Here is a 26,980-nt window from a genome sequence, read left to right on the forward strand (position 1 = left end):
GTCGGGGGGCCGGTGACGCAGGCCACAGGCAAACAGCCCCGGGCACTTAGCTCGGTCGATAAACGCGCACATTGGCATGCCCCTCACTGAGCAAATGGTGAGCATGCAGGCGACTCATCACGCCTTTGTCGCAATACAGCAGGTACTGGCGAGTCGGATCCAGCTCCTTGAAACGAGCGTTCACTGCGTAGAACGGCATCGTCTGTACTTCTACGCCAGCGAGTTCCAGCGGCTCATCCTCGGCGGCATCCGGGTGACGGATGTCGATAACGATCTGGCCGGCCAGTGCTTCGCTGACTTCTTCAATCTGTACGTCCTGGCCCAATTCGTCGATCACCCGATCGATCGGCACCAGTTTGGCGTTTTCGAGCGCACGCTCGAGGACTGCCATGTCGAATTCTTTCTCTTCGTGTTCAACGCGACCGCGTTTGGCGGCGGTTTTCGGATTGACCGAAATGACCCCGCAGTATTCCGGCATGTGCCGGGCGAAATCGGCGGTACCGATCTCGTTGGCCGTGTCGATGATGTCCTGCTTGTGCGCCACGATCAGCGGACGCAGGACCAGCTTGTCGGTCACACAGTCGATCACCGACAGGTTCGGCAGCGTCTGGCTCGACACCTGGGAGATCGCCTCACCCGTGACCAGCGCCTCGATCTGCAGGCGGTCGGCGATGTTGGAAGCCGCGCGCAACATCATACGCTTCAATACGACGCCCATATGACTGTTATCGACTTTGCCGAGAATTTCGCCCAACACTTCTTCGAACGGAACACTGACAAATAGCACGCGTTGCGAGCTGCCGTACTTCTTCCAGATGAAATGCGCGACTTCCATCACGCCCAATTCATGGGCACGACCGCCCAGATTGAAGAAACAGAAGTGGGTCATCAGGCCGCGACGAATGATCTGATACGCCGCAACGGTCGAGTCAAAGCCGCCGGACATCAATACCAGCGTCTGCTCCAGAGCGCCGAGCGGGTAACCGCCGATGCCGTTGTGCTGGCTGTGGATAACAAACAACCGTTTGTCGCGAACTTCGATGCGCACTTCGATTTCCGGCGCTTTCAGGTCGATACCGGCGGCACCGCACTCGCGGCGCAGCTTGCTGCCGACATATTTTTCGACATCCATCGAGCTGAACGTGTGCTTGCCGGCACGCTTGCAGCGCACCGAAAAAATCTTCCCGGCCAGCGCATCACCGTAGTGCTGTTTGCACTTTTCGGTGATGTCGTCGAAGTCGCCCAGCGGGTACTCGTCGATCTGCAGAAAGTGCGCGATACCTGGCATGCAGGTCAGGCGCTCACCCATCTCTTTCAAGGCTTTGGCGTCAGTAACGCGGGTTTCCAGCTCGAGATTGTCCCACACACCGTTCACCACCACGGCCGGGTCCAGATCGCGGAGCACGGTGCGGATGTTCTTGGCCAACTGGCGGATGAATTTCGTCCGGACAGGTCGGCTTTTGATGGTGATCTCGGGAAAGACTTTTACGATTAGTTTCATGAAAACAGCGCGCGAACGGCCAGCCGAAAAAGGGGGGCGCGGATTATAGCGGAAATTGCTCAAGGTTTAACCAGTTAATGTGCAGAAGGTTTTGCATGCACCAAAACAGGTCATTTTCGATTTGTGACGCTACATTAAAGGGCGAGATTTTTAGCTTTCAGGCGTTTCGAGCCTTAATAAGCGTGAATTTGGGGCAAAAAACCCATGCTGGGGCACTGGCATGCAATTTGCTCCCTTGTGAGGCAGGTTGCCTTGGCAGAGTATTCGCGCCGGCATCAACCAAATTCAAGGGCATCCACTACCAAGCCCGAAGCCACCCGGAGGACATATGTCGAAGACGGTTCAACTCATCAAAGATCATGACGTCAAGTGGATTGATCTGCGCTTCACGGACACCAAAGGTACTCAGCACCACGTGACCATGCCGGCTCGCGATGCTTTGGACGACGACTTCTTCGAAGTCGGCAAAATGTTCGACGGTTCCTCCATCGCTGGCTGGAAAGGCATCGAAGCCTCCGACATGATCCTGATGCCGGTTGACGAAACGGCCGTTCTCGACCCGTTCACCGAAGACGCCACCCTGATTCTGGTGTGCGACATCATCGAACCTTCGAGCATGCAAGGCTACGACCGCGACCCACGTGCGATCGCCAAGCGCGCCGAAGAGCACCTGAAAGCCACCGGTATCGGTGACACCGTGTTCGCTGGTCCAGAGCCAGAGTTCTTCATCTTTGACTCGGTGAAATTCAAGTCGGACATTTCCGGCTCGATGTTCAAGATCTACTCCGAGCAAGGTTCGTGGATGTCCGACCAGGACATCGAAGGCGGCAACAAGGGTCACCGTCCAGGCGTCAAAGGCGGCTACTTCCCGGTTCCACCGTTCGACCACGACCATGAAATCCGTACCTCCATGTGCAACGCACTGGAAGAAATGGGCCTGACCGTCGAAGTTCACCACCACGAAGTGGCGACTGCCGGCCAGAACGAAATCGGCGTCAAGTTCAACACTCTGGTGAAGAAAGCCGACGAAACCCAAACCCTGAAGTACGTTGTGCACAACGTTGCTGACGCTTACGGCCGCACCGCGACCTTCATGCCGAAGCCACTGTACGGCGACAACGGTTCGGGCATGCACGTACACATGTCGATCTGGAAAGACGGCAAGAACACCTTCGCCGGTGAAGGCTATGCCGGCCTGTCCGATACCGCTCTGTACTTCATCGGCGGCATCATCAAACACGGTAAGGCCCTGAACGGTTTCACCAACCCGGCGACCAACTCCTACAAGCGTCTGGTGCCAGGCTTCGAAGCTCCGGTAATGCTGGCCTACTCGGCTCGCAACCGTTCCGCTTCGATCCGCATTCCTTACGTGTCGAGCCCGAAAGCCCGCCGTATCGAAGCACGCTTCCCGGATCCGGCTGCCAACCCGTACCTGGCCTTCGCAGCACTGCTGATGGCCGGTCTGGACGGTATCCAGAACAAGATCCACCCAGGCGACGCGGCGGACAAAAACCTGTACGACCTGCCGCCTGAAGAGGCGAAAGAGATCCCGCAAGTTTGCGGCAGCCTGAAAGAAGCCCTGGAAGAGCTGGACAAGGGCCGCGCGTTCCTGACCAAGGGCGGCGTGTTCTCCGACGACTTCATCGACGCTTACATCGCGCTGAAATCGGAAGAAGAAATCAAGGTTCGCACCTTCGTACACCCACTGGAATATGAGCTGTACTACAGCTGCTGATCCGGTAGCGCCGCGTTTCTCGGCGTGACAAAAAGAGGCCTCCTTCGGGAGGCCTTTTTTATTGCAGATCAAAAACCCCTCACCCTAACCCTCCCGAAACGTCGGACCGCCCAGAGGGAGAGGGGACTTATCTCCATGCTTTTCCGAACCTGAGTTCACATGGCAATTTCAGGTCGATGAAATTTGTCAGAGAAACACGGTCAATCCCCTCTCCCTCTGGGAGAGGGTTAGGGTGAGGGCGTTACCAGATGTTTACCGAGTTGGGCCAACCGCCGCACCTGTCCTATGCTGCACCCCATCGCTTTCAATCCCGGTCGATTTCATGGGTCGCACGCTTCTCTACATTCTGCTGCTGATCGCCCTGCCCGCCGTCGCGCAGATCTACAAGTACACCGACGCCAACGGCAACACGGTGTACAGCGATCACTCGCCGGACGGCGTGCAAGCGCAGCCGGTGGAGTTGCCGCCACTCAATCGGGTCGAGCCGCAAGCGCCGAGCGCACCGGCCGCACCTGAGCCCGACAATCGTGAGCCTGCGCGCAATGCCTACGACATTCTTGAACTGGCCGGCCTGCCCACTGAAGAAGCCTTGCGGGCCAACAACGGCACCTTCACTGTCAATGTGCTGATCAAACCGCGTCTGCAGGCGCCGCATCAATTACGGCTGGTGCTCGACGATGAACCGTACGGTCAGCCGAGCAACGTGCCAATCCTGCAGTTGGTGAATGTTGATCGGGGTGAGCATCGACTGGCCGTGCAGGTGATTGACGGGCAGACGATCATCCAGCAAAGCCCGCCAGTGGCGCTAAGCGTGCAGCGGGTGCACAAGCCATGATCCGCGCGTGGCTCATCGCTGTATTGGCGCTGCTGACACTGCAGGCTTCAGCCGAGGTCTTCACCTACACCGACGCCCAAGGCAATCGCGTGTTTACCGATCAACCGCACGGCAACGCCAAGCGCGTACCTATCGCGACCAGCAATCGCATGTCGGCCAATCCAACGGCCGCCGCGCCGATCACCACGGCGAAGAAGTCCCCGGAGCAGCCGCTGTTCCACTACGACATGCTGCGCATTCTGGTGCCCGAACCCGATGCCACGATTCGCAGCAGTGCAGGGGAAATCATTGTCAGTGTCACCAGCGAGCCGGGCCTGCAACGCGGTCATCGTTATCGCCTGCTACTGGACGGTCAGGCCACCGGCGAGCCCGGCCTGAGTCCAGTGTTTCCGCTGAACAATATCGACCGTGGCAGCCACAACCTTTCCGTCGAAATTCTCGACGCCGAAGGCCGTACCGTCGAACGCACCGCCAACCAGCCGTTTCACATGCTACGCATCTCCCTCGCACAGAAACGCCAGGTCAAACCCTGCGCCAAGGACGATTACGGCATCCGTCCGGAATGCTCACTGAAAGACAAACCGCCCGAGCCGAAAAACCCCTTCCTGCGGTTCTTCTAACGTCGTTCAGCTTTGCGCACTATATTGGTGCAATAGACTGCACCGTACTCACATTCCAACCCATTTTGGTTCGAAACTACTCGCGAGAGCTGGCCCTGTGCCACGCAAACGAGCGTCAAACGCCTGTTTCACGGGTTAAGCGCTTCTTTTCGGAGCCTTGGTTTGGTTTTTGCATTTTCCGTTCACCGACGCTTGTTACTTGCGCACGCTCCGCCCCCAAAAGAGGCTCCGATGACCATAAGCGACGCAATCCACCGTTTGCTGCTCGACAACCTGACCACCGCCACCATCCTGCTCGACGCCGAATTGCGCCTCGAGTACATGAACCCGGCGGCGGAGATGCTGCTCGCCATCAGCGGGCAGCGTAGCCATGGGCAGTTCATCAGTGAGCTGTTCACTGAATCCACAGAAGCGCTGAATTCGTTGCGCCAAGCGGTAGAGCAGGCGCACCCGTTCACCAAGCGCGAAGCGATGCTCACCGCCCTCACCGGCCAGACGTTGACCGTGGATTACGCGGTGACGCCGATCCTCAGCAACGGCGCGACCATGCTCCTGCTGGAAGTCCACCCGCGTGACCGCTTGCTGCGGATCACCAAGGAAGAAGCTCAACTGTCCAAGCAGGAAACCAGCAAGATGCTGGTGCGTGGCCTCGCCCACGAGATCAAGAACCCACTGGGCGGCATCCGTGGCGCTGCGCAGTTGCTGGCCCGCGAGCTTCCGGAAGACAGCCTGCGCGATTACACCAACGTGATCATTGAAGAGGCCGACCGCCTGCGCAATCTGGTCGACCGCATGCTCGGCTCGAACAAGCTGCCGTCGCTGGCGATGTGCAACGTCCACGAAGTGCTCGAACGCGTCTGCCAACTGGTGGAAGCCGAAAGTCAGGGCTGCATCACCTTGGTGCGCGATTACGACCCAAGCATTCCCGACGTCTTGATTGATCGCGAGCAAATGATTCAAGCCGTGTTGAACATCGTGCGCAACGCGATGCAGGCGATCAGCAGCCAGAACGAGCTGCGTCTGGGCCGCATCAGCCTGCGCACCCGGACCATGCGCCAGTTCACCATCGGCCACGTCCGCCATCGACTGGTGACCAAGATCGAGATCATCGACAACGGCCCGGGGATCCCCGCGGAACTTCAGGAAACCATTTTCTTTCCCATGGTCAGCGGTCGCCCGGACGGTACCGGGCTGGGCCTGGCCATTACCCAGAACATCATCAGCCAGCATCAGGGCCTGATCGAGTGTGACAGCCATCCAGGCCACACCACCTTCTCGATCTTTCTGCCACTGGAACAAGGAGCCACATCGACATGAGCCGTAGTGAAACCGTGTGGATCGTCGATGACGACCGTTCTATCCGTTGGGTTCTGGAAAAGGCCTTGCAGCAGGAAGGCATGACCACCCAGAGCTTCGACAGCGCCGATGGCGTGATGAGTCGTCTGGCCCGTCAGCAACCTGACGTGATCATTTCCGACATTCGTATGCCAGGTGCCAGCGGACTCGACCTGTTGGCGCGCATTCGCGAGCAGCACCCACGGTTGCCGGTCATCATCATGACCGCTCACTCCGATCTGGACAGCGCTGTCGCCTCGTATCAGGGCGGCGCGTTCGAGTATTTGCCGAAGCCGTTCGATGTCGATGAGGCCGTATCGCTGGTCAAGCGCGCCAATCAGCACGCACAAGAGCAGCAAGGCCTGGAAGTGGTGCCGGCACTGACCCGCACCCCGGAAATCATCGGCGAAGCGCCGGCGATGCAGGAAGTGTTTCGCGCCATCGGGCGCTTGAGCCACTCCAACATCACCGTGCTGATCAACGGCGAATCCGGTACCGGTAAAGAACTGGTCGCCCACGCCCTGCACCGCCACAGCCCGCGCGCGGCCTCGCCGTTCATCGCGCTGAACATGGCGGCGATCCCCAAGGATCTGATGGAGTCCGAGCTGTTCGGCCATGAGAAAGGCGCGTTCACCGGCGCAGCCAACCTGCGTCGCGGTCGCTTCGAACAGGCTGATGGCGGCACGCTGTTCCTCGATGAAATCGGCGACATGCCGGCGGACACGCAAACCCGTTTGCTGCGCGTTCTGGCTGATGGCGAGTTCTATCGCGTTGGCGGGCATGTGCCGGTCAAGGTCGACGTGCGCATCATCGCCGCGACGCACCAGAATCTGGAAACCCTGGTGCACGCCGGCAAATTCCGTGAGGACTTGTTCCATCGCCTCAACGTGATTCGCATCCACATCCCGCGCCTGTCGGATCGTCGTGAAGACATCCCGACCCTGGCCAAGCACTTCCTCAGCCGCGCCGCGCAGGAACTGGCAGTCGAGCCGAAACTGCTGAAAAGCGAGACCGAGGAATACCTGAAGAACCTGCCGTGGGGCGGCAACGTGCGCCAGCTGGAGAACACTTGCCGCTGGATCACGGTGATGGCGTCCGGGCGCGAAGTGCACATCAGCGACCTGCCGCCAGAACTGCTGAACCTGCCGCAGGATTCAGCGCCCGTGACCAACTGGGAGCAGGCGCTGCGTCAGTGGGCTGATCAAGCCTTGGCGCGTGGCCAGTCGAGTCTGCTCGACAGCGCGGTGCCGGCGTTCGAGCGGATCATGATCGAGACGGCGCTGAAGCACACCGCCGGGCGCCGTCGTGATGCAGCGGTGTTGCTGGGTTGGGGGCGTAATACCCTGACGCGCAAGATCAAGGAATTGGGCATGAAGGTGGATGGCGGGGATGATGATGAGGGGGATGAGGGTTAACGCTTGAGAATTGTTGTGTGCTCAGGATCCATCCCCCTCACCCCAGCCCTCTCCCCCAAGGGGTAGAGGGGGAAGGGAGCCGATTTATGTGATGTTCAAAATCTGAGTTCGGCTCGGTATTTCAGGTCGGTTTATTTTGACCGGGCAACTCGGTCAGTCCCCTCTCCCTCTGGGAGAGGGCTAGGGTGAGGGGCCACCTTGCACCGCATCAATGCACAATGACCCGTGATCGCGCACAGCCGCATCTGCACCCTGCGTTCTGAAAACACCGACAAAACCACTCTCCAAAAACACGAAAGCCCCGAACCCCGGGGCTTTCGCGTTTCTGACCAGCTTTTTTGTTTCAACAGATTAAAACCTGGCACGCCCCCTGCAATACCTCTGACAGGTGATTCGATTCACCAACCCTTTCGGGGACCTTGGTACAGGCAGGCCGGGGATTCCCCTCTTTACACCGGCGCGCACCGCAACGCGATGCGCCCACCCTTTTGGGATCCTTGGTACAGGCAGGCCGGGGGTTCCCTCTTTATACCGGACCGACGCTGCAAGCGAAGTCCACCCTTTTGGGAACCCTGATACAGGCAGGTCAGGGATTCCCGCTTTTACAACTCATGGCGAGGCGTTCAGCCCGGTGTCAATCGAGGACGCTTGGGCAATGCAGGGGCGGGTTCGCCGCCTTCGCGATGTTTGCGTATTTCATCTTCCATCCTGTTCAGCATCCTTGCTGGACTATGCTCGTAATTTCCAATTGCTCTTGCTAGCTCCTGAACAACCGGGTCGGCTTTCCTGTAGTTATTGAGCAACATCCAGACCCGAAGCTGCAAAGATTGTTGTTCGATCTGGTATTCAGGCGTTCGGGTCAGTTTTGCCATGCTCGAGGTAATTTGCGAGTGTTGACGATCCTGTTTGAACCACTCCCAAAGATCATGCTTTTCCTGGGACTGCTCCGCGGGTACATCTTTCATCCAGTAATCTATCCGCAGCGGATAGTTGGGCAACTCCCCCCCCAGCCAGATGTCAGCGCCTGTTTGTCGACGTGCAGTCATTAGTCGGCGAAGCGAAGCGGGGTCGGATATCGGGTTGTTAATCAGTTCAAAACCCTGCCTGAGTTCGATGGTGTCGGGGATCGACTTTATTAGATTATTGGAGAGACGTAAGCGGTCCTTGGGAATCTCACGCGTGACGCCCTCTGGAAACCTGTCTATTCCGGTATAACTCAGATCAACCTCCCGCAGCGCTGTCATGCCTTCCAGCGTTGGCACGGAAGACAGAGGATTTCCACTGAGCTTCAATACCTCCAGCCTTGACGGCCCCCCCTCCGCCCCCAGCCCGGCAGGCAGCTGTTTTATCAGGGTGTGCGAGAGATCCAACTCCCGTAACGCAGGCATTGCCATGAGCGACGGCGCATCCCGCAACGGAATGCTCGCCAGCTTCAATACCTCTAACGGCAATGGCCCGGCCTTGGAATCAAACCCATCGAAGTCTGGACTCATGTTGGTACCCGACAAATCCAATACCCGCAACTCGGACATACCGGACAGCGTAACGGCCCCCTGCAGATATCGATCATCATGCAGATCCAGCACTCGCAAACGTGAGCGCAAGGCCAAGTCGTTCAGCCCTTCAGGCAACTGAAGCAAATAAGAGTTACTGACCTTCAACACTCGTAACTCCGTCATGCCGGACACTGACAGAGCGGATTGTATGGTGCAGTCGCCCAGGTCCAGCTCTTGTAAACGGGGCAACACTTTGAATTGCAATTCAGCGGGAGGCAGCGGTCTTAGATTGGTGTGCTGAATACTCAGGGTTCTCAACTCTGAAATCATGGCGATAGCATCCAGTAATTCTTTACCGCGTATGCCGAATTCGTTCAATTTGAGGGTTTCAACATGAGAAAACGTGGATAGAAAATCTCCCAGATTACGTACAACGCTGCCCTTCAGGCTTAGAGAAACAACCGAGTCCAGTCGTTTGGAAAAAATCGGCAAATTGAGGTTGGCGCGAGTCCCAAGATCGAGCTCCAACTCAAAGCCCAGCAGCCGCCCGTCCCGGTAGACTTTCTCGCTTTCGTCCCCCTGCCATTTATACAACCGACGAAATTTGTCCCCGATCGCAAGTCGTCTGTTGCGCTCGTGGTCGGCGCTGCCCTTGTAGGTGGCCTCCCAGGCGCTGATTTCGTGGTGCAACCTGACAAACCCAAGCTGAAGATCCTTGAGTTTCACCTCTGCCGCATCCTTGTCACCGAACCGGGCGATGAAGTCATCCGCGTGTTGATCGGTCGCCTCCGGAAAGTACTTCTGGACTTGGGCTCGGGTGGTGGGTTCAACGACCCCACGCGGATACCAAAGGCCGCTGCGGGTATCGCGAAGCAGCACCGGCCCTGACGGCAGCCGTTCAGTGTAGAGTCGCGCCTTATGCAATCCGGACTTTGCCTCCACGGCAACAAGAACAGTGCCGCCATCAACCAGATCGACGTAGGTGCGCTTGTTGTGAATCCGTAAACCTTCTCCGTTGGCTGCTGAAAGGTTTTCTGCGGGGTTGATCAGGTAATCCTGCAGGGACAATTGAGGTGCAGGAGGACGGACTTCAACGGGAGCCGCATGAACCACTATGGCCGCAGTCGTAGAAGTGATATCTGCGTCGGTAACCCTGGACGAGCCCGCTTGCGGCGGCGGACTATCGAAGTAGACATCTGAACGTCTGTGCCCTGACGGGCCGGGGAGTGAAGTGTTCACGTCTGGTGGCCGGTTCGAGCTGCCGGAAACATCCACTTGCACGCGGTTACCGCCACCGGAAGTTGGTTTTACTGGCATGTTTTCATCCTTGAAAAAGTCGCCCCTGGCATTCGCGCAAGGGACGAAGGTTTTGGCATCCTGCCGGTATCAATAGAGCGCCACGCTTCTGTATTAGCCGTCGAGACTTTTACGGATCAAGTCTCGGACGCTTGGGCAAATGATGCAGCGGCGGATTTTGCCGCCCAGAGTCATATTCCCGAATCTCGGCTTCCAGCCTGTCGAGCATTTTTCCGGGGCTCCGTTCGGTGAGCAAAATGTTGTCGAGCCGAGCCTGCTCGCCAGATCCGCGCTCGCCGTAGATCTTGAGGAACGACCAGACCCGTCGCTGCAAAAGCAGATACTCGACATGAAACTCCGGTGTTCGACTCAGTTGCCGGATCGCGTCCAGCAGACGCGAGTCAGGGCCGAAGCTGTCCCAGAGCTTCAGTTTTTCAGTTAACTCTTTTCCCGGCGGCACATTTCGCAGCCAAAGATTTGCCGAGCGATCATGACTTGCATCTCCCAGCCAGATATCGATGCCTATTTTGATACGTGCATGTATCAGACGCCGGTGGGAGGCCGGATCCGTAATTGGATTGCCGATAAGATTGAAGCCTGCTCTGAGTTCTACGGATTCAGGAATCGATGTAATGCGATTGTTCGCCAGATTCAACACTTTCCCGGGAATCTCGTTGGTGATGCCCTCCGGAAATCTGTCTATTCCTGAATTGGAAAGATCCAGCTCCTTCAGCGCGGTCATTCCTTTGACTGAAGGCGCAACAGACAGCCGATTATGGCTGAGCTTCAATACTTCCAATCGCAACGGCCCGTTATCGGCATTGAGTCCTGGAAGGTGGGTTAGTCCGTTCTGCTCCAGATCCAATAAACGCAACCCGGTCATGCCGGCCACCGAAAAATCAGGCGACAAGTTAGCCCGTTGCAGCTTCAACTCTCGTAACCGCGCAAGCCTTGCCAGGCCTTCAATATTGCCCGGCTCCACGGTGAGCCGCAGGCCGGGATTATCAGAAGTCATTCCATATCCGAAAACCACCCCCAGACTTTCAAGATTAGGGAAAGCTGAAAGAAAACCTTCCGGAAGAGGCATGCGTAACCCACTTAGTTCAAGGGAAACGACGGAGTTGAAGGGTGTTGGTAGTGCCCAATGATCTGGCCATACCGAAAGAGTCGAAGACAGCTTGAAACCCACCGGCCGCTTATCGTGAAAGACCAGCTCGTCAGGCTCCCCTTGCCACGTGTACAGACGGCGCAATGTGGGACCTAATTCATTTCCGTAGAACCCCGAGGAACTCGTCCAAAGGCGCAGTTTTGAGTCCAGTTGAGCAAGTCCAAGCTGGAGCCGTTTGAGCTCAACCTCTGCCGCATCCTTGTCACCGAAGTGCACGCGAAAGTGATCGGCTTGTTGATCGGTCACGTCCGGGAAGTATTTCCGGACCTGCGCTCGGGTGGTTGGCTCAGCGGCATCGAGCAAGTGCCCAACGTCACTGCCGGTATCACTGCGCTGCACCGGGTCCGCTGGCAGTGGTTCGCTTGACAGCCCTGTTTCTGCTTCCAGTCTTTCCAGCTTTTTCAAGGGACTGGGCTCATTCCACAAAATGCTCTCCAGCCTGGCCTTGACGCCGGGTTCAGCCTTTCTGTAACGCTCGAAAAACTGCCAGACCCGTTGCTGCAAAAGCGGGCGCTCAACATGAAATTCGGGGGTACGAGCCAGGTCCCAGACGATTTGCCTCACGCCTGACAAAGAATGGCCATAACTGTTCCAAACGTTCAAATTCTCAGACAGCTCCTCTAGCGGCAAATGTCGTAGCCACGCATTTGGCGAGCTATCAGTACTTCTTTTTCCCAGCCAAATGTCGATGCCTGTTTTTATACGCGCGTCCCTCAGCCGCCGCAGGGTCGCCAGATCCGTTATGGGATTGCCCATGAGATTGAAGCCCGCTCTGATTTCAACGGACTCGGGGATCGATGTAATACGGTTATTCGAAAGATTCAGCACTTTCCCGGGATTATCGGATGTGACGCCCTCCGGAAACCTGTCCAGACCGGTGCTGGAAAGATCCAGCTCCTGCAGCGCAGTCCTGACTTTCAGTGAAGGCATAGCAGACAGCGCATTATCGCCGAGCTTCAATACCTCCAGTCGTAACGGCCCGTTGTCAGCATCAAGCCCGAGCGGGAGCTGTTCTATACCGGTCTGCGTCAGATCCAATACACGCAACCCGGCCATCCCCGTCACGTCAGGTGCCACTTTCAAGGACGCATTCCGCTGCAGATCGAGAACCTGCAAGCTCAACCGCCCCGGCAGGCCATTCACTACGGCATTCAAATCCGTCATTCCCTGAATGTTGCCAAGTGCCAGAGCTCGCAGCTCGGTCATGCTTGTCAGCGAGAACCCGGCTGGCAAAATGCAGTTTTGCAGATTCAGCTCGCGTAGACGGGGAAGCTTTTCCAACTCGAGAACGAAACCTAGCTCAATATTGAGCCTCGATGCAGAGTTATTGAAAGGGCGAGTGGATGGCAAGCCAACTACCGTCAGACTTTCAATGTTGGGAAATTGCGCAGATAAATGATACGAGAATAGATGTTCACCCGCTCTCAGGGTAAGAGCGACAACAGCGTTGAATTTTGTTCTGACAGGAAAACCGGATTGCCGGGCACCAAGATCGATATCCATCTTGAAACCCACTAGTCGGCCCTCGTGATAGACGCGCTCGCTGGGTTCGCCCTGCCACCTGGCAAGTCTGCGTAGCTTGCTCGCCATTTCCTCGCTGATATCAGAGTAGCCCACTTCAAGGAGCTCTCGCTCGATCCGCTTCAGTTCCACCTCTGCTACATCCTCGTCGCCAAACCGGGCGATGAAAGCATCGGCGTCGATGTCAGTTGTTTCCGGAAAGTATCTTTGCACCTGCGCTCGGCTGGCGGGCTTGACGAGCGTACGCTGGTACCAAAAACCATTATCGACGTTACGCAACATCACCGGGCCTAAAAGCAGCTCGCTTGGCCGTCGGGCATGATGCAATCCAGTCTTCGGATCCACGGCGACAGGAACAAAAACGCCATCGGCCACCTCAGCGTAGGCACGATTGTTGAAAACCCTTAATCCTTCTTCGTTGGCTTCTGGAAGTAACGCCTTGGCGGGGATGACGTAATGATCCAGCGACGGCTGAGGTGCCAGTCGAGGAGTTTGAACGGGAACCGTGTGTACGACGACGGCCGGCGTCGGGTGGACGGCATCAATGTCTGTAGTGCCGGATCCCCCGGCTCGCGACTGCTGATTATCGGGAAAGATATCTGAGCCGGAACCTCAGCGGCCCGATGGACCGGGAAGCTCAATGTTCACCTCCGCCGGTCGGGTCGGACTGGTGGACGCATCCACTCTCACGTGGCTACTGCCACCGGTAGGTGGTTTTACTGGCATGTTTTTTCATCCTTGAAAAAGTCGCCCCTGGCATTCACGCGAAGGGACGATGGTTTTGGCATCCTGCCGGTTTAGAGGAGCAGCGCACGATAGCGTGCACAGGTGTTGAAGGAGATAGGAAAGGCAGACTGGCGAAGCGGGAAACAACGCCAGGAAACGTAGGAGAATCGGAGAGAGGCGGCAGCTTTGCGATCAGTTCGCTTGCAAGCGAATCTCCAGCCGCCAACGCTCGTCGACCTTGCTGCCAGCCCAGTCGCCCTGTAATGGCCGCGCCGCCAGTACCGTCAACAGCAATCCGCCGTCACTTTTGCGCGTACGCCAGTTGACGTCTTTGCCGTTGAGCTTGAGCTGGCCCTTCTGCGCCTGGCCTTCAGCCTGAAACAGCAGCGCCACGGTGCCATCGATGATCTCGCCGTGCAGCTTTGGCTCATTGTTGAACCACACCACCAGCCCCTGTTCCGTCACCTCAACTTGCTGCAGAACAGTCGGGTCCGGCGTGGTCAGGCGGCCGATCATCAAACCGATCATCAAGCCGACAATCGCCAGCGAACCGATGACACGCGGGAATAGTTTCGAACGGTTGTCCACAGGCGGCGTAGAATGCCGCTCATCTTTACCTTCGGAGCCGTGCATGTTTCACGTCATCCTTTTTCAACCAGAAATTCCGCCGAATACCGGCAACGTTATCAGGCTGTGCGCCAACAGCGGCTGCCACCTGCATTTGATCGAACCGCTGGGCTTCGAGATGGACGACAAGCGCTTGCGCCGTGCCGGTCTCGATTACCACGAATATGCCACGCTGCAACGTCACGCGGATCTGGCCAGTTGCCTTGAGAGTCTGGGCAACCCGCGATTGTTTGCGTTCACCACCAAGGGTTCGCGACCGTTTCATGATGCGGCGTTTGTCCCGGGGGATGCGTTCATCTTCGGCCCGGAAAGCCGTGGCCTGCCAGCGGAGGTGCTCGATGCCTTGCCCGCCGAGCAACGCCTGCGTCTGCCGATGCGCGAAGGCTGCCGCAGCCTGAACCTGTCCAACACCGTGGCCGTCGCTGTATACGAAGCCTGGCGCCAGAACGACTTCAAGTAACACCACACCTGATCGTTCCCACGCTCTGCGTGGGAATGCAGCCCGTGACGCTCCGCGTCACTGGAGGCGTAGCGTCCCCAGAGGCATTCCCACGCGGAGCGTAGGAACGATCAGCCAAGAAAAAAGCGCCTGTTACGGCGCTTTTTTCGTTGTAGCCCAGACCGTTTACTGAACGGTTGGCGTCTCGCCGCTTTCCTGCATGCGCTGCAATTCTTGCGCGTACAGAGCGTCGAAGTTCACCGGGGCCAGCATCAGGGCCGGGAACGAACCGCGGGTCACCAGGCTGTCCAGGGTTTCGCGCGCGTACGGGAACAGGATGTTCGGGCAGAACGCACCCAGAGTGTGGCTCATGGAAGCCGCATCGAGGTTCTTGATCAGGAAGATACCGGCCTGTTGCACTTCAGCAATGAAGGCCACTTCTTCACCGTTTTTCACGGTAACGGACAGGGTCAGCACGACTTCGAAGAAATCACCTTCCAGTGCTTTCTGGCGAGTGTTCAGATCCAGCGCAACAGCCGGATCCCACTGCTGGCGGAAGATCGCCGGGCTTTTCGGGGCTTCGAAGGACAGGTCGCGTACGTAGATGCGCTGCAAGGAAAATTGCGGTGCGGTTTCTTCTTCGCTGGCTGCAGTGTTCTGTTGGTCAGTCATCTCAGATCCTTATCGATCTTGGGTCTTTTAGGGAGTGCTGTACGTGGGTGCAGCCGTTCAGGCCTTGAGCAGCGCGTCGAGTTTGCCGGCGCGCTCCAGGGCATACAAATCGTCACAACCGCCGACGTGCTTGCTGCCGATCCAGATCTGCGGCACGGACGTGCGTCCGGCTTTCTGGGCCATTTCGGCGCGCACCTGCGGCTTGCCATCGACCTTGATCTCTTTGAAGGCCACGCCTTTGTTCTCGAGCAGGTACTTGGCTCGCGAGCAATAAGGGCAGTAATCGCTGGAGTAGACGATGACTTCGCTCATATCACTTCACCAACGGCAGGTTGTCGCCTTTCCAGCTGGAAATCCCGCCGGACAGCTTGGCGGCGGTGAAGCCGGATTTCATCAGTTCGCGGGCGTGGGTTCCGGCGGTCTGGCCCAGAGCGTCGACCAGAATGATGGTCTTGGCCTTGTGCTTTTCCAGCTCGGCGGTGCGCGCAGCCAGTTTGTCCTGGGGAATGTTGATCGCGCCAACGATGTGGCCGGCAGCGAAATCCTTGGCCGGACGGATGTCCACCACCACGCCTGCATCTTTATTGACCAGTGCGGTCAGCTCGCCGGTGCTCAGGCTTTTACCGCCGCCCTGCATCGTGTGCGCCAGCAGCAGAGCCAGCAGTACGACGAAGATACCGACAAGAATGTAGTGGTTAGTGGCAAATTCAATCAGGTGAGCAACCATCGAAGGAGGTTCCAGGGCGTTAAAATGTCGGCCAGTATACACAGCCACTATGGTGGGCCAAACCCCGTCCGGCGGTGACGCGGTCGGAACTTAGCTTTAAACTCCAACTCCCTTTTCCATCGCCCTCTTCTTTATTAGCCACGAGTGGATTCCATGACTACCACGCCTAAACCTTTGGTCCTGATGATTCTCGACGGCTTCGGTCACAGCGACAGCCCCGAATCCAACGCCGTTTTCGCGGCGAAGAAGCCCGTCCTTGATCGCCTCTGGGCCACCGTGCCGAACGGCTTGATCTCAGGCAGCGGCATGGACGTCGGCCTGCCGGACGGCCAGATGGGCAACTCCGAAGTCGGCCACATGAACCTCGGCGCCGGCCGGGTGGTGTATCAGGACTTCACCCGCGTGACCAAATCGATCCGTGACGGCGAATTCTTCGAAAACCCGACCATTTGCGCCGCTGTGGATAAAGCCGTGGCCGCCGGCAAGGCCGTGCATTTCATGGGTCTGCTCTCCGATGGCGGCGTGCACAGCCACCAGGATCACCTGATCGCCATGGCCGAACTGGCCTTCAAGCGCGGCGCCGAAAAAATCTACCTGCACGCTTTCCTTGATGGCCGCGACACCCCGCCGAAAAGCGCTGCTTCGTCGATCGAACTGCTCGACGCAACCTTCCAGGCACTCGGCAAGGGCCGCATCGCCAGCATTATCGGCCGCTACTTCGCCATGGACCGTGACAACCGCTGGGATCGCGTCGCTCAGGCGTACAACCTGATTGTCGACGGCAACAGCGAATTCAACGCCGCCACCGCGCAGGAAGGTCTGGAGGCTGCTTACGCTCGCGGCGAGAGCGACGAATTCGTTAAAGCCACGACCATCGGTGAACCGGTAAAAGTCGAAGATGGCGACGCCGTGGTGTTCATGAACTTCCGTGCCGACCGCGCCCGCGAGCTGACTCGCGTGTTCGTCGAGGACGACTTCAAGGACTTCGAACGCGCACGCCAGCCGAAACTGGCCGGCTTCGTCATGTTGACCCAGTACGCGGCAAGCATTCCGGCGCCCTCGGCGTTCGCGGCGGGCAGCCTGGAAAACGTCCTCGGTGACTATCTGGCGAAAAACGGCAAAACTCAACTGCGCATCGCTGAAACCGAAAAATATGCACACGTGACTTTCTTCTTCTCCGGCGGTCGTGAAGAACCGTTCCCGGGCGAAGAGCGCATCCTGATCCCGTCGCCGAAAGTCGCCACTTATGACTTGCAGCCGGAAATGAGCGCGCCGGAGGTGACCGACCGCATCGTCGAGGCCATTGAAAACCAGCGTTACGACGTGATCGTGGTCAATTACGCCAACGGCGACATGGTCGGCCACAGCGGCGTGTTTGACGCGGCGGTGAAGGCCGTGGAATGCCTCGACACTTGTGTGGGTCGTATTGTTGAGGCACTGGAAAAAGTGGGTGGCGAAGCGCTGATCACCGCTGACCACGGCAACGTCGAGCAAATGGCCGATGAGTCCACTGGCCAGGCACATACCGCGCACACCACTGAGCCGGTGCCGTTCATTTATGTCGGCAAGCGTGACCTGAAAGTGCGTGAAGGCGGCGTGCTGGCGGATGTGGCCCCGACCATGCTGAAACTGCTGGGCCTGGAAAAACCGGCGGAAATGACTGGCACGTCTATCCTGGTGTAATACGCCCGATCAAACACCACAAAACCCTGTGGGAGCTGGCTTGCCAGCGATAGCAATCTGACAGCCAACATCTATGTTGAATGTGCAGACGCCATCGCTGGCAAGCCAGCTCCCACAGTGGTTCAAGGCGTTTTCGAAATGGAATCGGGCCTATTGCTTGCTCCAGTTATCACACAGCCCCAATTGGGCGTTTTTTTTGCAGCCTCGGGCGGGCATACTAGGCCGTCCCTTACCCTGGTGCCGCCCGCCCCTATGCTTCGCGTCCTGATCGCCCTTGCTCTGACCTGCCTGCTCCAACCGGCCTTCGCTGACGAGCGCGCGCAAACCCAACAGCAGTTGGACGCCACGCGTCAGGACATTGCCGAGCTGAAGAAGCTGCTGAGCAAAGTCCAGGAAGAAAAGTCCGGCGTACAGAAAGAGCTCAAGGGCACTGAAACCGAGCTGGGCAAGCTGCAGAAGCAGGTCGACGCGCTGCAGAAAGAACTGCAGAAAAGCGAATCCGAGCTGCAGCGACTCGATGCAGAGAAAAAAAAACTTCAGAGCGCGCGCACTGAACAGCAGCGACTGATCGCCATTCAGGCCCGTGCGGCCTATCAGAACGGTCGGCAGGAATACCTCAAGCTGCTGCTCAACCAGCAGAATCCCGAGAAATTCGCCCGTACCCTCACCTATTACGATTACCTGAGCCAGGCCCGCCTGGAACAGCTGAAAAACTTCAACGAAACCCTGCGCCAGCTGGCCAACGTCGAAAAAGACATTGCCGCCCAGCAGGCCCAATTGCTGGTACAGAAAAGCAGCCTCGATACCCAGCGCGACGAACTGGAAAATGTTCGCAAGGAACGCCAGCAAGTCCTCGCCAAGCTCAACGACGACGTGAAGGCCCGCGATCAGAAACTCGCCGCGCGCGAGCAGGATCAGGCAGACCTGTCTAAAGTCCTTAAAACCATTGAAGAAACCCTGGCCCGCCAGGCTCGTGAGGCTGAAGAAGCGCGGCAGAAAGCGCTGATCGCCCAGCAGGAAGCGGAAAAAAAGCGCTTGCGTGAGGCGCAGGCTGAAAACAGCGACGCCCCACGAAAACCCGCCAGATCCACTCCCGGCGCGCTGGTCTCCAGCAGCGGCGAGACCTTTGGTGGCCCTTTTGCTGCAACCCGGGGAAAACTTCCGTGGCCGGTTGATGGTCGACTGCTGGCACGCTTCGGCGAAAGCCGTGGCGACGATGCCCGTACCAAGTGGGACGGCGTGATGATCAGCGCCTCCGCCGGCAGCCAGGTGCATGCCGTACACGGTGGTCGCGTGGTGTTCGCCGACTGGCTGCGCGGTGCCGGGCTGTTGGTGATCCTTGATCACGGCAACGGTTTTCTGAGTCTTTACGGTCACAACCAGACGCTGCTCAAGTCGGCCGGTGACGTGGTAAAAGCCGGTGAGTCGATCTCCACTGTCGGTAACAGTGGCGGCCAGGACACACCAGCGCTGTATTTCGCAATTCGTCAGCAGGGTCACCCGAGTGATCCGGCGCAATGGTGCCGCGCGCAAGGATAGGCGTTGAGTCACCTACATTAGGAGTTCGTTCGACATGCTGCATTTGTCCCGCCTTACCTCGCTGGCCCTGACGATCGCTCTGGTGATCGGCGCGCCTCTGGCGTTCGCCGCGCAACCAGCCCCGGCCGTCGCTCCGGCAGGCACAGCCGCGACTTCCAAGGCGCCACTGCCGCTAGAAGAGTTGCGCACCTTTGCCGAGGTCATGGACCGGATCAAAGCCGCGTACGTCGAGCCGGTGGACGACAAGACCCTGCTGGAAAACGCGATCAAGGGCATGCTCAGCAACCTCGACCCGCACTCGGCCTACCTCGGCCCGGAAGATTTCACCGAGCTGCAGGAAAGCACCAGCGGCGAGTTCGGCGGTCTGGGCATCGAGGTTGGCGCTGAAGATGGCTTCATCAAAGTGGTCTCGCCAATCGATGACACCCCGGCGTCGAAGGCCGGTATTCAGGCCGGCGACTTCATCGTCAAGATCAACGGTGCGCCGACGCGCGGCCAGACCATGACCGAAGCCGTGGACAAGATGCGTGGCAAGATCGGCCAGAAAATCACCCTGACCCTGGTGCGCGATGGCGGCACGCCGTTCGACGTGACCCTGGCGCGCGCGGTGATTCAGGTGAAGAGCGTCAAGGCGCAACTGCTGGAAACCGGTTATGCGTATATCCGCATTACCCAGTTCCAGGTCAAGACCGGCGAAGAGGTTTCCAAAGCCCTGGCCAAGCTGCGCAAGGACAACGGCAAGAAGCTCAACGGCATCATTCTCGACCTGCGCAACAACCCGGGCGGCGTGTTGCAGGCGGCGGTGGAAGTGGTCGACCACTTCATCACCAAAGGCCTGATCGTCTACACCAAAGGCCGCATCGCCAACTCCGAACTGCGCTTCTCTGCCACCGGTAAAGACGAAAGCGAAGCGGTGCCGATGGTCGTGCTGATCAACGGTGGCAGCGCCTCGGCCTCGGAAATCGTCGCTGGCGCCCTGCAGGACCAGAAACGCGCGGTGGTCATGGGCACCACCAGTTTCGGCAAAGGCTCGGTACAAACCGTGCTGCCGCTGAACAACGATCGCGCACTGAAGATCACCACGGCGCTGTACTTCACGCCGAACGGCCGCTCGATTCAGGCCCAGGGCATCGTCCCTGACATCGAAGTACGCAAGGCCAAGATCACCAGCGAGGCCGATGGCGATTACTTCAAGGAAGCCGACCTGCAAGGTCACTTGGGCAACGGCAACGGTGGCGCGGACAAACCGACCGGCTCCGGCGCCAAGCCCAAAGCCATGCCGCAGGATGACGACTACCAATTGGCCCAGGCCCTGAGCCTGCTCAAAGGGCTGAGCATCACGTCCGGCCGTTGAGGATGTCTTTGCGTTTCGTCTGCGTTCTGTTGTGCTGTCTGGCGGGTGCTGCTCACGCAGAGCCCGTCAGCCCAAAGCCACACAAAGCCTACCTGACACTGATCATCGACGACCTGGGGCAGAACCTGCCTCGGGATCGCCGCGTGCTGGCCCTGCCCGGCCCGGTGACCACGGCGATCATGCCCGACACCCCGCACGCCACTGAATTTGCCCGCGAAGCCCATCGCGCCGGCAAGATCGTCATCCTGCACATGCCGATGGACCCGGCCACCGGGCCGTACGCCTGGCATCCCGAACTGCCGATCGAAGAACTGGAAAAACGCCTCAACGCCGCGTTCAAAATGGTCCCGTACACCGCCGGCATCAATAACCACATGGGCAGCCGCATGACTGCGCAACCAGTGGCGATGGCGTGGTTGATGGCCGATTTGCAGCGCCGGCACAAGTTTTTCGTCGACAGCCGTACCAGTGCGCAGACCGTTGCTGCGCAGCAGGCGCAGAAGATCGATCTGGCGAGTGTGTCGCGGGATGTATTTCTCGATGATGAGCGCACCGAAGCAGCGATTTACACGCAGTTGCAGACCGCGATCAGCCTGGCGCACAAGCAGGGTTCGGCGGTGATGATCGGGCATCCGTATCCGCAGACGCTGGCGGTGCTGGAGCGTGAATTGCCCAGACTCAAGGCGCAGGGAATCGAGTGGATCGACATCAAGCAGATGATCAGCGTACGCAGCAATCGCGCCATGAGCGGCCACGGTAAAGACGGGATTTATCGGTAATACCCGGTAACGCTCTATACATAGTTACCGCCAGCAATCCTCCTGACTTCCGGATAGTGAGACCTGCAACAGGTCGTGGCTCGCCCGAGCCGCTTCTCAACTATCAGGAATGACTATGATTATCGAAGAAAACGCTGCCTCGCTACCCGGGCCAATGCAGCCCATCACGCACGACAACCTGCTGATCAACTTCACAACGGAGTTTTATCGGATCTGGAGTACCAACGGTACAAAGGCAAAACTTGGCACTTTTTGGCGACCCACCCCCGCCAGAGATGCATTACCGGGTTACTTTCCGTTGGGCGACGTGTTCATTCCCGGCAATGTAAACATCAACGGCGACATGGTCTCGGCAGTCGTTTGCGAGAAGGACTTGAAAGGGGCGAAAAACAGTAAAGGCAACGCACTGGCCAAGCCTGCCGATTTCGAATTGGTCTGGAAAGAGTCCCCGACACACAGTGTTACGCGCACATCGATATGGCGCCCGATCCCCCCCGTTGGCTACGTCGCCATGGGCCTGGTGTGCGCCAGCGACCATAATAAGCCATCACTCAATACCATCCGCTGCGTGAGGGCCGATCTGGTTGTGGAGGCAAATGTCGGGGATCCGCTGTGGAATGACAAAGGTACGGGGGCAAAACTCAGTTTCAGTGCCTGGACCATAGAACCACCTACAGCCCAACCAGGTGAAATCTGTTTTGCTCCAGGCACCTTTGTGGGCATACAGGCCTACAGCAAGCCCACAGCGCCCGACACTGCTTACGCCTTACGGATGCAGATCCCGCTGCAAATCACGGCAAAGCCACAAGCTCCGACACTCAACGAATATGTGCACCCTACGGGTGGAGAAATCGTCGAAGTCACTCAGATTGCCCGCCTGCCCTGGTTTGCGGTCAGAGATCACGTCAATCCCGCAGAGCAATTCGTCAACTCGCCCTATTACGAGCTGAAAAGAACCGACGGACACGTGTTGATTGGTTACGACCACAATTCCTCGGGCAAAACCCGTTCGGCCAAATGGATCGCCCACCGGGCACAAAACCCGACAGGGCTACGCGTATTCAAGAGCTTCACGTCGATTGAAATCGGCAAGGCCTGGCCTTCTGTGCCGTTGAGCGATCTACGCGTGACGAAGTTTTCGGCCCGTTTGCCAGAGCACTTCACTCATACCGAGACTTCTGCGAGCGGCTGGAACGAAATGCGTCCTCAGGTCGTCATCGCCATGGTTGCGAAGCAGACTGCCGTTGCGGTCTACCAGATGGAGAGCCATTACAAACTCATACGTGAAGACGGCACTCAAGTGGCCGTCGACTTCGGCTATACCGACGACTCAAGCGTTCATCTCACACAATATCCGCCGGAGCACATAGAGGTCGCCAGCACGTGTCCGCAACCGACTGAAATCACACCACGTGGCGTCGACGAAAGCGCCAGTGTCGTTGAAGTGATTGTAACGTCACCGCTGGAACTACCGATTGTTACAGATAGCGCCCCATAATTTCGTCGACAATCCCGTCCTTGCGCAACTGATCCAGTGCGGCCTGAAGCTTGGCGACAACGTCGTCGGAGACGTCCTTGTTCAACGCCAGATACAGTTCAGCGCTATTAAAGCGCAGCACGGTCTTGAGTCCGGTGACACCCTCCTGCCGCGCCAGATAGCGCCCGGCAGGATCACCTGTTGCCCACAGATCGATCTGACCATTGACCAGTTTCTTTGCATTGTCCTGATCGCGCAACACCACTATCGGCTTCAGGCCCTGCTTGGCTAGCGTCTCGGCAATCGCGTCACCTTTGTAGGCTCCGATCTTGTACTTGCGCGCGTCATTGAGGGTTTCAAGGGTGATCTTGCTGTCAGCCTTGGCCAGCAGGATCCAGTCATCCGGGCCGATCGGCCCGACCCATTTGAACAGTTTTTCGCGATCCGGCAGACGCGCCATCACAAAGGCGCCGTAACCGGGATTTTCCAGAGCCAGTTTGTAGACGCGCTCCCAAGGAAAACGCAGGGTCAGGCTGTAGGTGATGCCGGCCCGCTGGAACATTTCGCGCACGATGTCGGTGGCAATACCGTTGATGTTCTCGCCCTGGGCGAAATTCTTGCCGTTCTTCGCCATGTTGTACGGCGGGAAGTTTTCGGTGAGGAGCACCAGATCGGTGTCGGGACTGGTTTCGGCGCGGGCCGTGTTGATGAGCAACATCGAGGCGCTGGCGAGAACTAGAAGCAGGCGTTTGATCATGTCGGGCTACCGAAATCCATGGCGTGCCCAAGAGTGCCTTGGGTGCGCCATGGTGTCCACTGGCCTGTATGGAATTTGACGCTTAACGCATCACGATGCCGCGTTTGGCCATATACGCTTTGGCTTCCTGCACGGTGTATTCGCCGAAGTGGAAAATACTCGCCGCCAATACAGCACTGGCGTGGCCCTCGAGAATGCCGTCAGCCAAATGCTGCAAGTTGCCAACGCCACCGGAAGCGATCACCGGAATACCCAGCGCATCGCTGATCGCGCGGGTCACGCCGAGGTCGAAGCCGTTTTTCATGCCGTCCTGATCCATGCTGGTCAGCAGGATCTCGCCGGCGCCGAGGCCTTCCATTTTCTTCGCCCACTCGACCGCGTCGAGGCCGGTCGGCTTGCGCCCGCCGTGGGTGAAGATTTCCCAGCGCGGGGTTTCGCCCGGGCCGGAAACCTTTTTGGCGTCGATGGCGACGACGATGCACTGCGAGCCGAAATGCTGCGCGGCTTCGCCAACGAATTCCGGGTTGAACACGGCAGCGGTGTTGATCGACACCTTGTCCGCGCCGGCATTCAGCAGATTGCGGATGTCCTGCACGGTACGCACGCCACCGCCGACAGTCAGCGGGATAAACACCTGACTGGCCATGCGCTCGACAGTATGCAGCGTGGTGTCGCGGCCATCGACGCTGGCGGTGATGTCGAGAAAGGTAATCTCGTCGGCGCCCTGCTCGTCATAGCGACGGGCGATTTCCACCGGGTCACCGGCGTCGCGTATGTTCTCGAACTTCACACCTTTGACGACCCGGCCGTTGTCCACGTCCAGGCAAGGGATGATGCGTTTGGCCAGCGCCATGGTCAGTCCTCAGCCTTGGTACGAATCGCAGAAAGCTTGCGCTTCGGCGACGTCGAGGGTGCCTTCGTAGATCGCGCGGCCCGTAATGGCGCCGATGATGCCTGGCGCCTTGGCGTCGAGCAGCGACTTGATGTCACCCAGATTGTGGATACCGCCGGAAGCGATCACCGGGATCTTCGTGGCAGCAGCCAGCGCAGCGGTGAACGGTACGTTGCAGCCCTGCATCATGCCGTCTTTGGCGATGTCGGTATAAACGATCGAGGACACGCCGTCGGCTTCAAACTGCTTGGCCAGATCAATGACCTGCACGGTGCTGATTTCAGCCCAGCCATCGGTCGCAACAAAACCGTCTTTGGCGTCCAGGCCGACGATGATCTTGCCCGGGAACGCACGGCAGGCTTCAGCGACGAATGCCGGATCTTTAACGGCTTTGGTGCCGATGATCACGTAGCTGACGCCAGCCTTGACGTAGTGCTCGATGGTTTCCAGTGAACGGATGCCGCCACCGATCTGGATCGGCAGGGTCGGGTAGCGCTTGGCGATCGCAGTCACCACTTCGCCATTGACTGGCTGGCCCTCGAACGCGCCGTTCAGATCGACCAGATGCAGACGGCGGCAACCGCCCTCCACCCACTTGGCAGCCATGCTCACCGGGTCATCGGAGAACACTGTGGAATCTTCCATGCGGCCCTGGCGCAGACGTACGCAGGCACCGTCTTTAAGATCGATAGCGGGAATAATCAGCATGCTTTTTCCTTCGTCAAAAGAGCGGCAAGCTGCAAGCGACTAGCTGCGAGCATGCGGTGTACCAGTTCTTGCAGCTTGAAGCTTGCGGCTTGCAGCTGCTCCTAATTTTTTTCGAGCGCCCACAGGTCGCTTTCGATGCTTTCGAACCGCTCTTTGAGGTGGGTCTGCACATCGAAAATCGCCCTGTTGTAATAGTGCGGAGCAATTTCGCGGGTAAACAGCTCAAGAATTTCTCCCGCTTCGAACGATCCCAGATCGAGTTCGAAACGGTCCTCCATGAACCGCTGAATCTTGCGATTGGCCTCGTTCTCCTGTTCGGGAGTGAGGGTCAGAATCGGCGGTTTGGATTTCCTGGCAGCCATTTACCAGCGACCGTCCCACGCGGCGAAGTTCTGCAGCAATTGCAGGCCATGGGTATGGCTCTTCTCCGGGTGGAACTGCACGGCGAAACGCGAGCCATCGGCCAGCGCCGCAGCGAAATCGACGCCGTAATGACCGCCACCCACCACCTGCCGCGCATTGGCGGCAGCGATGTAGTAGCTGTGCACGAAGTAGAAACGCGCCATGTCCGGAATGTCATGCCACAGCGGGTGGCTGACCTTCTGCTGCACTTCGTTCCAGCCCATGTGCGGGACTTTCAGGTGCTCGCCGTCTTCGTGCAGGTCTTTACCGAAGAACTTCACCGCGCCCGGAAACAGACCGATGCAGTCAACGCCATCGTTCTCTTCGCTGGTGTCGAGCAAGGCTTGCATGCCGACACAGATGCCGAGAAACGGACGATCCTGACTGACTTCGCGCACCAGCGAGTCGAAGCCGAGACGACGGATCTCCGCCATGCAATCGCGAATCGCACCAACACCGGGGAACACCACGCGGTCAGCTTCACGAATCACGTTGGCATCGCTGGTGATCAGCACCTTGCCGGCACCGACGTGCTCGAGGGCCTTGGCCACCGAGTGCAGATTGCCCATGCCGTAATCGATAACTGCAACCGTCTGCATTACAGAACGCCTTTGGTCGATGGCATTTGCCCGGCCATGCGCTCATCCAGCTCGACAGCCATGCGCAGCGCGCGGCCGAAAGCCTTGAACACGGTTTCGATCTGGTGGTGGGTGTTGGTGCCACGCAGGTTATCGATGTGCAGGCTGACCAGTGCGTGGTTGACGAAGCCCTGGAAGAATTCCTGGAACAGGTCAACGTCGAAACCGCCGACGGTGGCGCGGGTGTACGGCACGTGCATCTGCAGGCCTGGACGACCGGAGAAGTCGATCACCACGCGCGACAGCGCTTCATCGAGCGGCACGTAGGCGTGACCGTAACGACGGATGCCTTTTTTATCGCCAATGGCTTTGGCAAATGCCTGGCCGAGGGTGATACCGACGTCTTCCACCGTATGGTGGTCGTCGATATGCAGATCGCCCTTGCATTCAATATCCAGGTCGATCAACCCGTGACGGGCGATCTGATCCAGCATGTGCTCAAGAAAAGGAACACCGATATCGAATCGGGCCTTTCCGGTGCCATCAAGGTTGATCGAGGCTTTGATCTGGGTTTCCAGAGTGTCGCGCTCGACAGACGCCTTACGTTCGGCCATCACCAGCTCCGCAAAATCATTGGGCGAAAAAGGCAGCCATTATAGGCACGCGAGGCGCAAACAGAAACACGAGAGGTGAGATGG

General features: G+C 58.2%; 24 protein-coding genes. 11 read left to right on the forward strand and 13 right to left on the reverse strand.

Features of this window, described 5'->3' with window-relative positions; all coding sequences use genetic code 11:
• Positions 1-46: 46 nt before the first annotated feature.
• On the reverse strand, positions 47-1,501 hold the full coding sequence (gene thiI / locus ACIF4X_RS02235; protein ID WP_034153004.1) for a tRNA uracil 4-sulfurtransferase ThiI: 1,455 nt from the start codon (positions 1,499-1,501) through the stop codon (positions 47-49).
• A gap of 328 nt (positions 1,502-1,829) precedes the next feature.
• On the opposite strand from thiI, the gene glnA reads away from it, so the two are divergent.
• The 5 genes from glnA (at position 1,830) to ntrC (ending at position 7,441) form a co-directional block, all read left to right on the forward strand.
• Positions 1,830-3,236, forward strand: coding sequence for a type I glutamate--ammonia ligase (gene glnA / locus ACIF4X_RS02240; protein WP_008080570.1), 1,407 nt, complete (start codon positions 1,830-1,832; stop codon positions 3,234-3,236).
• Positions 3,237-3,558: 322 nt separating this feature from the next.
• Complete coding sequence (locus ACIF4X_RS02245) at positions 3,559-4,071, forward strand: DUF4124 domain-containing protein (RefSeq protein ID WP_397480758.1); 513 nt, start codon at positions 3,559-3,561, stop codon at positions 4,069-4,071.
• On the forward strand, positions 4,068-4,691 hold the full coding sequence (locus ACIF4X_RS02250) for a DUF4124 domain-containing protein (protein ID WP_397480759.1): 624 nt from the start codon (positions 4,068-4,070) through the stop codon (positions 4,689-4,691). Before ACIF4X_RS02245 ends, ACIF4X_RS02250 begins: the two co-directional genes overlap by 4 nt.
• Positions 4,692-4,922: 231 nt before the next feature.
• Entirely contained in the window at positions 4,923-6,008 is a 1,086-nt protein-coding gene (gene glnL, locus ACIF4X_RS02255) for a nitrogen regulation protein NR(II) (protein ID WP_007909240.1), read from the forward strand.
• Entirely contained in the window at positions 6,005-7,441 is a 1,437-nt protein-coding gene (ntrC, locus tag ACIF4X_RS02260) for a nitrogen regulation protein NR(I) (protein WP_007909238.1), read from the forward strand. The genes glnL and ntrC overlap by 4 nt, the downstream gene beginning before the upstream one ends.
• 623 nt (positions 7,442-8,064) lie before the next feature.
• Here ntrC and ACIF4X_RS02265 read toward each other — a convergent pair.
• From ACIF4X_RS02265 to ACIF4X_RS02275, 3 genes are all read right to left on the reverse strand, one after another.
• Positions 8,065-10,254: a leucine-rich repeat domain-containing protein gene (locus ACIF4X_RS02265; RefSeq protein ID WP_397480760.1), complete on the reverse strand. Its 2,190-nt coding sequence runs from the start codon at positions 10,252-10,254 to the stop codon at positions 8,065-8,067.
• 109 nt (positions 10,255-10,363) lie between these two features.
• Positions 10,364-13,204 carry a leucine-rich repeat domain-containing protein gene (locus tag ACIF4X_RS02270; RefSeq protein WP_397480761.1) on the reverse strand — a complete coding sequence of 947 codons (2,841 nt, stop codon included), beginning with the start codon at positions 13,202-13,204 and terminating at the stop codon, positions 10,364-10,366.
• Between the two features lie 636 nt (positions 13,205-13,840).
• The gene (locus ACIF4X_RS02275) at positions 13,841-14,281 is read right to left on the reverse strand and encodes a hypothetical protein (protein ID WP_397480762.1); all 441 of its coding nucleotides are present in this window, start codon (positions 14,279-14,281) and stop codon (positions 13,841-13,843) included.
• Here ACIF4X_RS02275 and trmL point away from each other — a divergent pair.
• Positions 14,280-14,735 (forward strand): tRNA (uridine(34)/cytosine(34)/5-carboxymethylaminomethyluridine(34)-2'-O)-methyltransferase TrmL, encoded by a 456-nt coding sequence (trmL, locus tag ACIF4X_RS02280; RefSeq protein WP_027611265.1) that lies wholly within the window; start codon positions 14,280-14,282, stop codon positions 14,733-14,735. The genes ACIF4X_RS02275 and trmL overlap by 2 nt on opposite strands.
• 165 nt (positions 14,736-14,900) lie before the next feature.
• Here trmL and secB read toward each other — a convergent pair whose 3' ends face one another.
• Genes secB through ACIF4X_RS02295 form a run of 3 tightly spaced genes read right to left on the reverse strand, consistent with a single transcriptional unit; the run spans position 14,901 to position 16,113 of the window.
• Positions 14,901-15,386, reverse strand: coding sequence for a protein-export chaperone SecB (gene secB / locus ACIF4X_RS02285; RefSeq protein WP_064117041.1), 486 nt, complete (start codon positions 15,384-15,386; stop codon positions 14,901-14,903).
• A gap of 57 nt (positions 15,387-15,443) precedes the next feature.
• Positions 15,444-15,698 carry a glutaredoxin 3 gene (gene grxC / locus ACIF4X_RS02290; protein WP_397480763.1) on the reverse strand — a complete coding sequence of 85 codons (255 nt, stop codon included), beginning with the start codon at positions 15,696-15,698 and terminating at the stop codon, positions 15,444-15,446.
• A 1-nt stretch (position 15,699) separates the two neighbouring features.
• On the reverse strand, positions 15,700-16,113 hold the full coding sequence (locus ACIF4X_RS02295; protein ID WP_008080560.1) for a rhodanese-like domain-containing protein: 414 nt from the start codon (positions 16,111-16,113) through the stop codon (positions 15,700-15,702).
• A 153-nt stretch (positions 16,114-16,266) separates the two neighbouring features.
• On the opposite strand from ACIF4X_RS02295, the gene gpmI reads away from it, so the two are divergent.
• The 5 genes from gpmI to ACIF4X_RS02320 all read left to right on the forward strand — a co-directional run bounded on the left by gpmI (position 16,267) and on the right by ACIF4X_RS02320 (position 22,966).
• Positions 16,267-17,796 (forward strand): 2,3-bisphosphoglycerate-independent phosphoglycerate mutase, encoded by a 1,530-nt coding sequence (gpmI, locus tag ACIF4X_RS02300; protein WP_397480764.1) that lies wholly within the window; start codon positions 16,267-16,269, stop codon positions 17,794-17,796.
• A gap of 252 nt (positions 17,797-18,048) precedes the next feature.
• On the forward strand, positions 18,049-19,335 hold the full coding sequence (locus ACIF4X_RS02305) for a murein hydrolase activator EnvC (RefSeq protein ID WP_034153012.1): 1,287 nt from the start codon (positions 18,049-18,051) through the stop codon (positions 19,333-19,335).
• Between the two features lie 34 nt (positions 19,336-19,369).
• On the forward strand, positions 19,370-20,689 hold the full coding sequence (locus ACIF4X_RS02310) for a S41 family peptidase (protein ID WP_397480765.1): 1,320 nt from the start codon (positions 19,370-19,372) through the stop codon (positions 20,687-20,689).
• A 2-nt stretch (positions 20,690-20,691) separates the two neighbouring features.
• Positions 20,692-21,468 (forward strand): divergent polysaccharide deacetylase family protein, encoded by a 777-nt coding sequence (locus ACIF4X_RS02315; protein WP_397480766.1) that lies wholly within the window; start codon positions 20,692-20,694, stop codon positions 21,466-21,468.
• A gap of 115 nt (positions 21,469-21,583) precedes the next feature.
• Positions 21,584-22,966, forward strand: a complete 1,383-nt coding sequence (locus tag ACIF4X_RS02320; protein ID WP_397480767.1) for a Vps62-related protein — start codon at positions 21,584-21,586, stop codon at positions 22,964-22,966.
• Here the strand turns inward: ACIF4X_RS02320 and ACIF4X_RS02325 are convergent.
• From ACIF4X_RS02325 to hisB, 6 genes are all read right to left on the reverse strand, one after another.
• Positions 22,947-23,702: a substrate-binding periplasmic protein gene (locus ACIF4X_RS02325; RefSeq protein WP_397480768.1), complete on the reverse strand. Its 756-nt coding sequence runs from the start codon at positions 23,700-23,702 to the stop codon at positions 22,947-22,949. The two genes, ACIF4X_RS02320 and ACIF4X_RS02325, sit on opposite strands and share 20 nt — an antisense overlap.
• Positions 23,703-23,784: 82 nt before the next feature.
• Positions 23,785-24,555: an imidazole glycerol phosphate synthase subunit HisF gene (gene hisF, locus ACIF4X_RS02330; RefSeq protein ID WP_007909211.1), complete on the reverse strand. Its 771-nt coding sequence runs from the start codon at positions 24,553-24,555 to the stop codon at positions 23,785-23,787.
• Between the two features lie 9 nt (positions 24,556-24,564).
• On the reverse strand, positions 24,565-25,302 hold the full coding sequence (gene hisA, locus ACIF4X_RS02335; RefSeq protein ID WP_003220753.1) for a 1-(5-phosphoribosyl)-5-[(5-phosphoribosylamino)methylideneamino]imidazole-4-carboxamide isomerase: 738 nt from the start codon (positions 25,300-25,302) through the stop codon (positions 24,565-24,567).
• Between the two features lie 101 nt (positions 25,303-25,403).
• A complete protein-coding gene (locus ACIF4X_RS02340; protein WP_397480769.1) occupies positions 25,404-25,664 on the reverse strand; it encodes a DUF2164 domain-containing protein in 261 nt (86 codons plus the stop codon).
• Positions 25,665-26,303, reverse strand: coding sequence for an imidazole glycerol phosphate synthase subunit HisH (gene hisH / locus ACIF4X_RS02345; RefSeq protein ID WP_075947168.1), 639 nt, complete (start codon positions 26,301-26,303; stop codon positions 25,665-25,667).
• Entirely contained in the window at positions 26,303-26,896 is a 594-nt protein-coding gene (gene hisB / locus ACIF4X_RS02350) for an imidazoleglycerol-phosphate dehydratase HisB (RefSeq protein WP_007909204.1), read from the reverse strand. Before hisB ends, hisH begins: the two co-directional genes overlap by 1 nt.
• Positions 26,897-26,980 lie beyond the last annotated feature (84 nt).

Source organism: Pseudomonas sp. NPDC085632 (assembly GCF_044541255.1).
Classification (GTDB): domain Bacteria; phylum Pseudomonadota; class Gammaproteobacteria; order Pseudomonadales; family Pseudomonadaceae; genus Aquipseudomonas.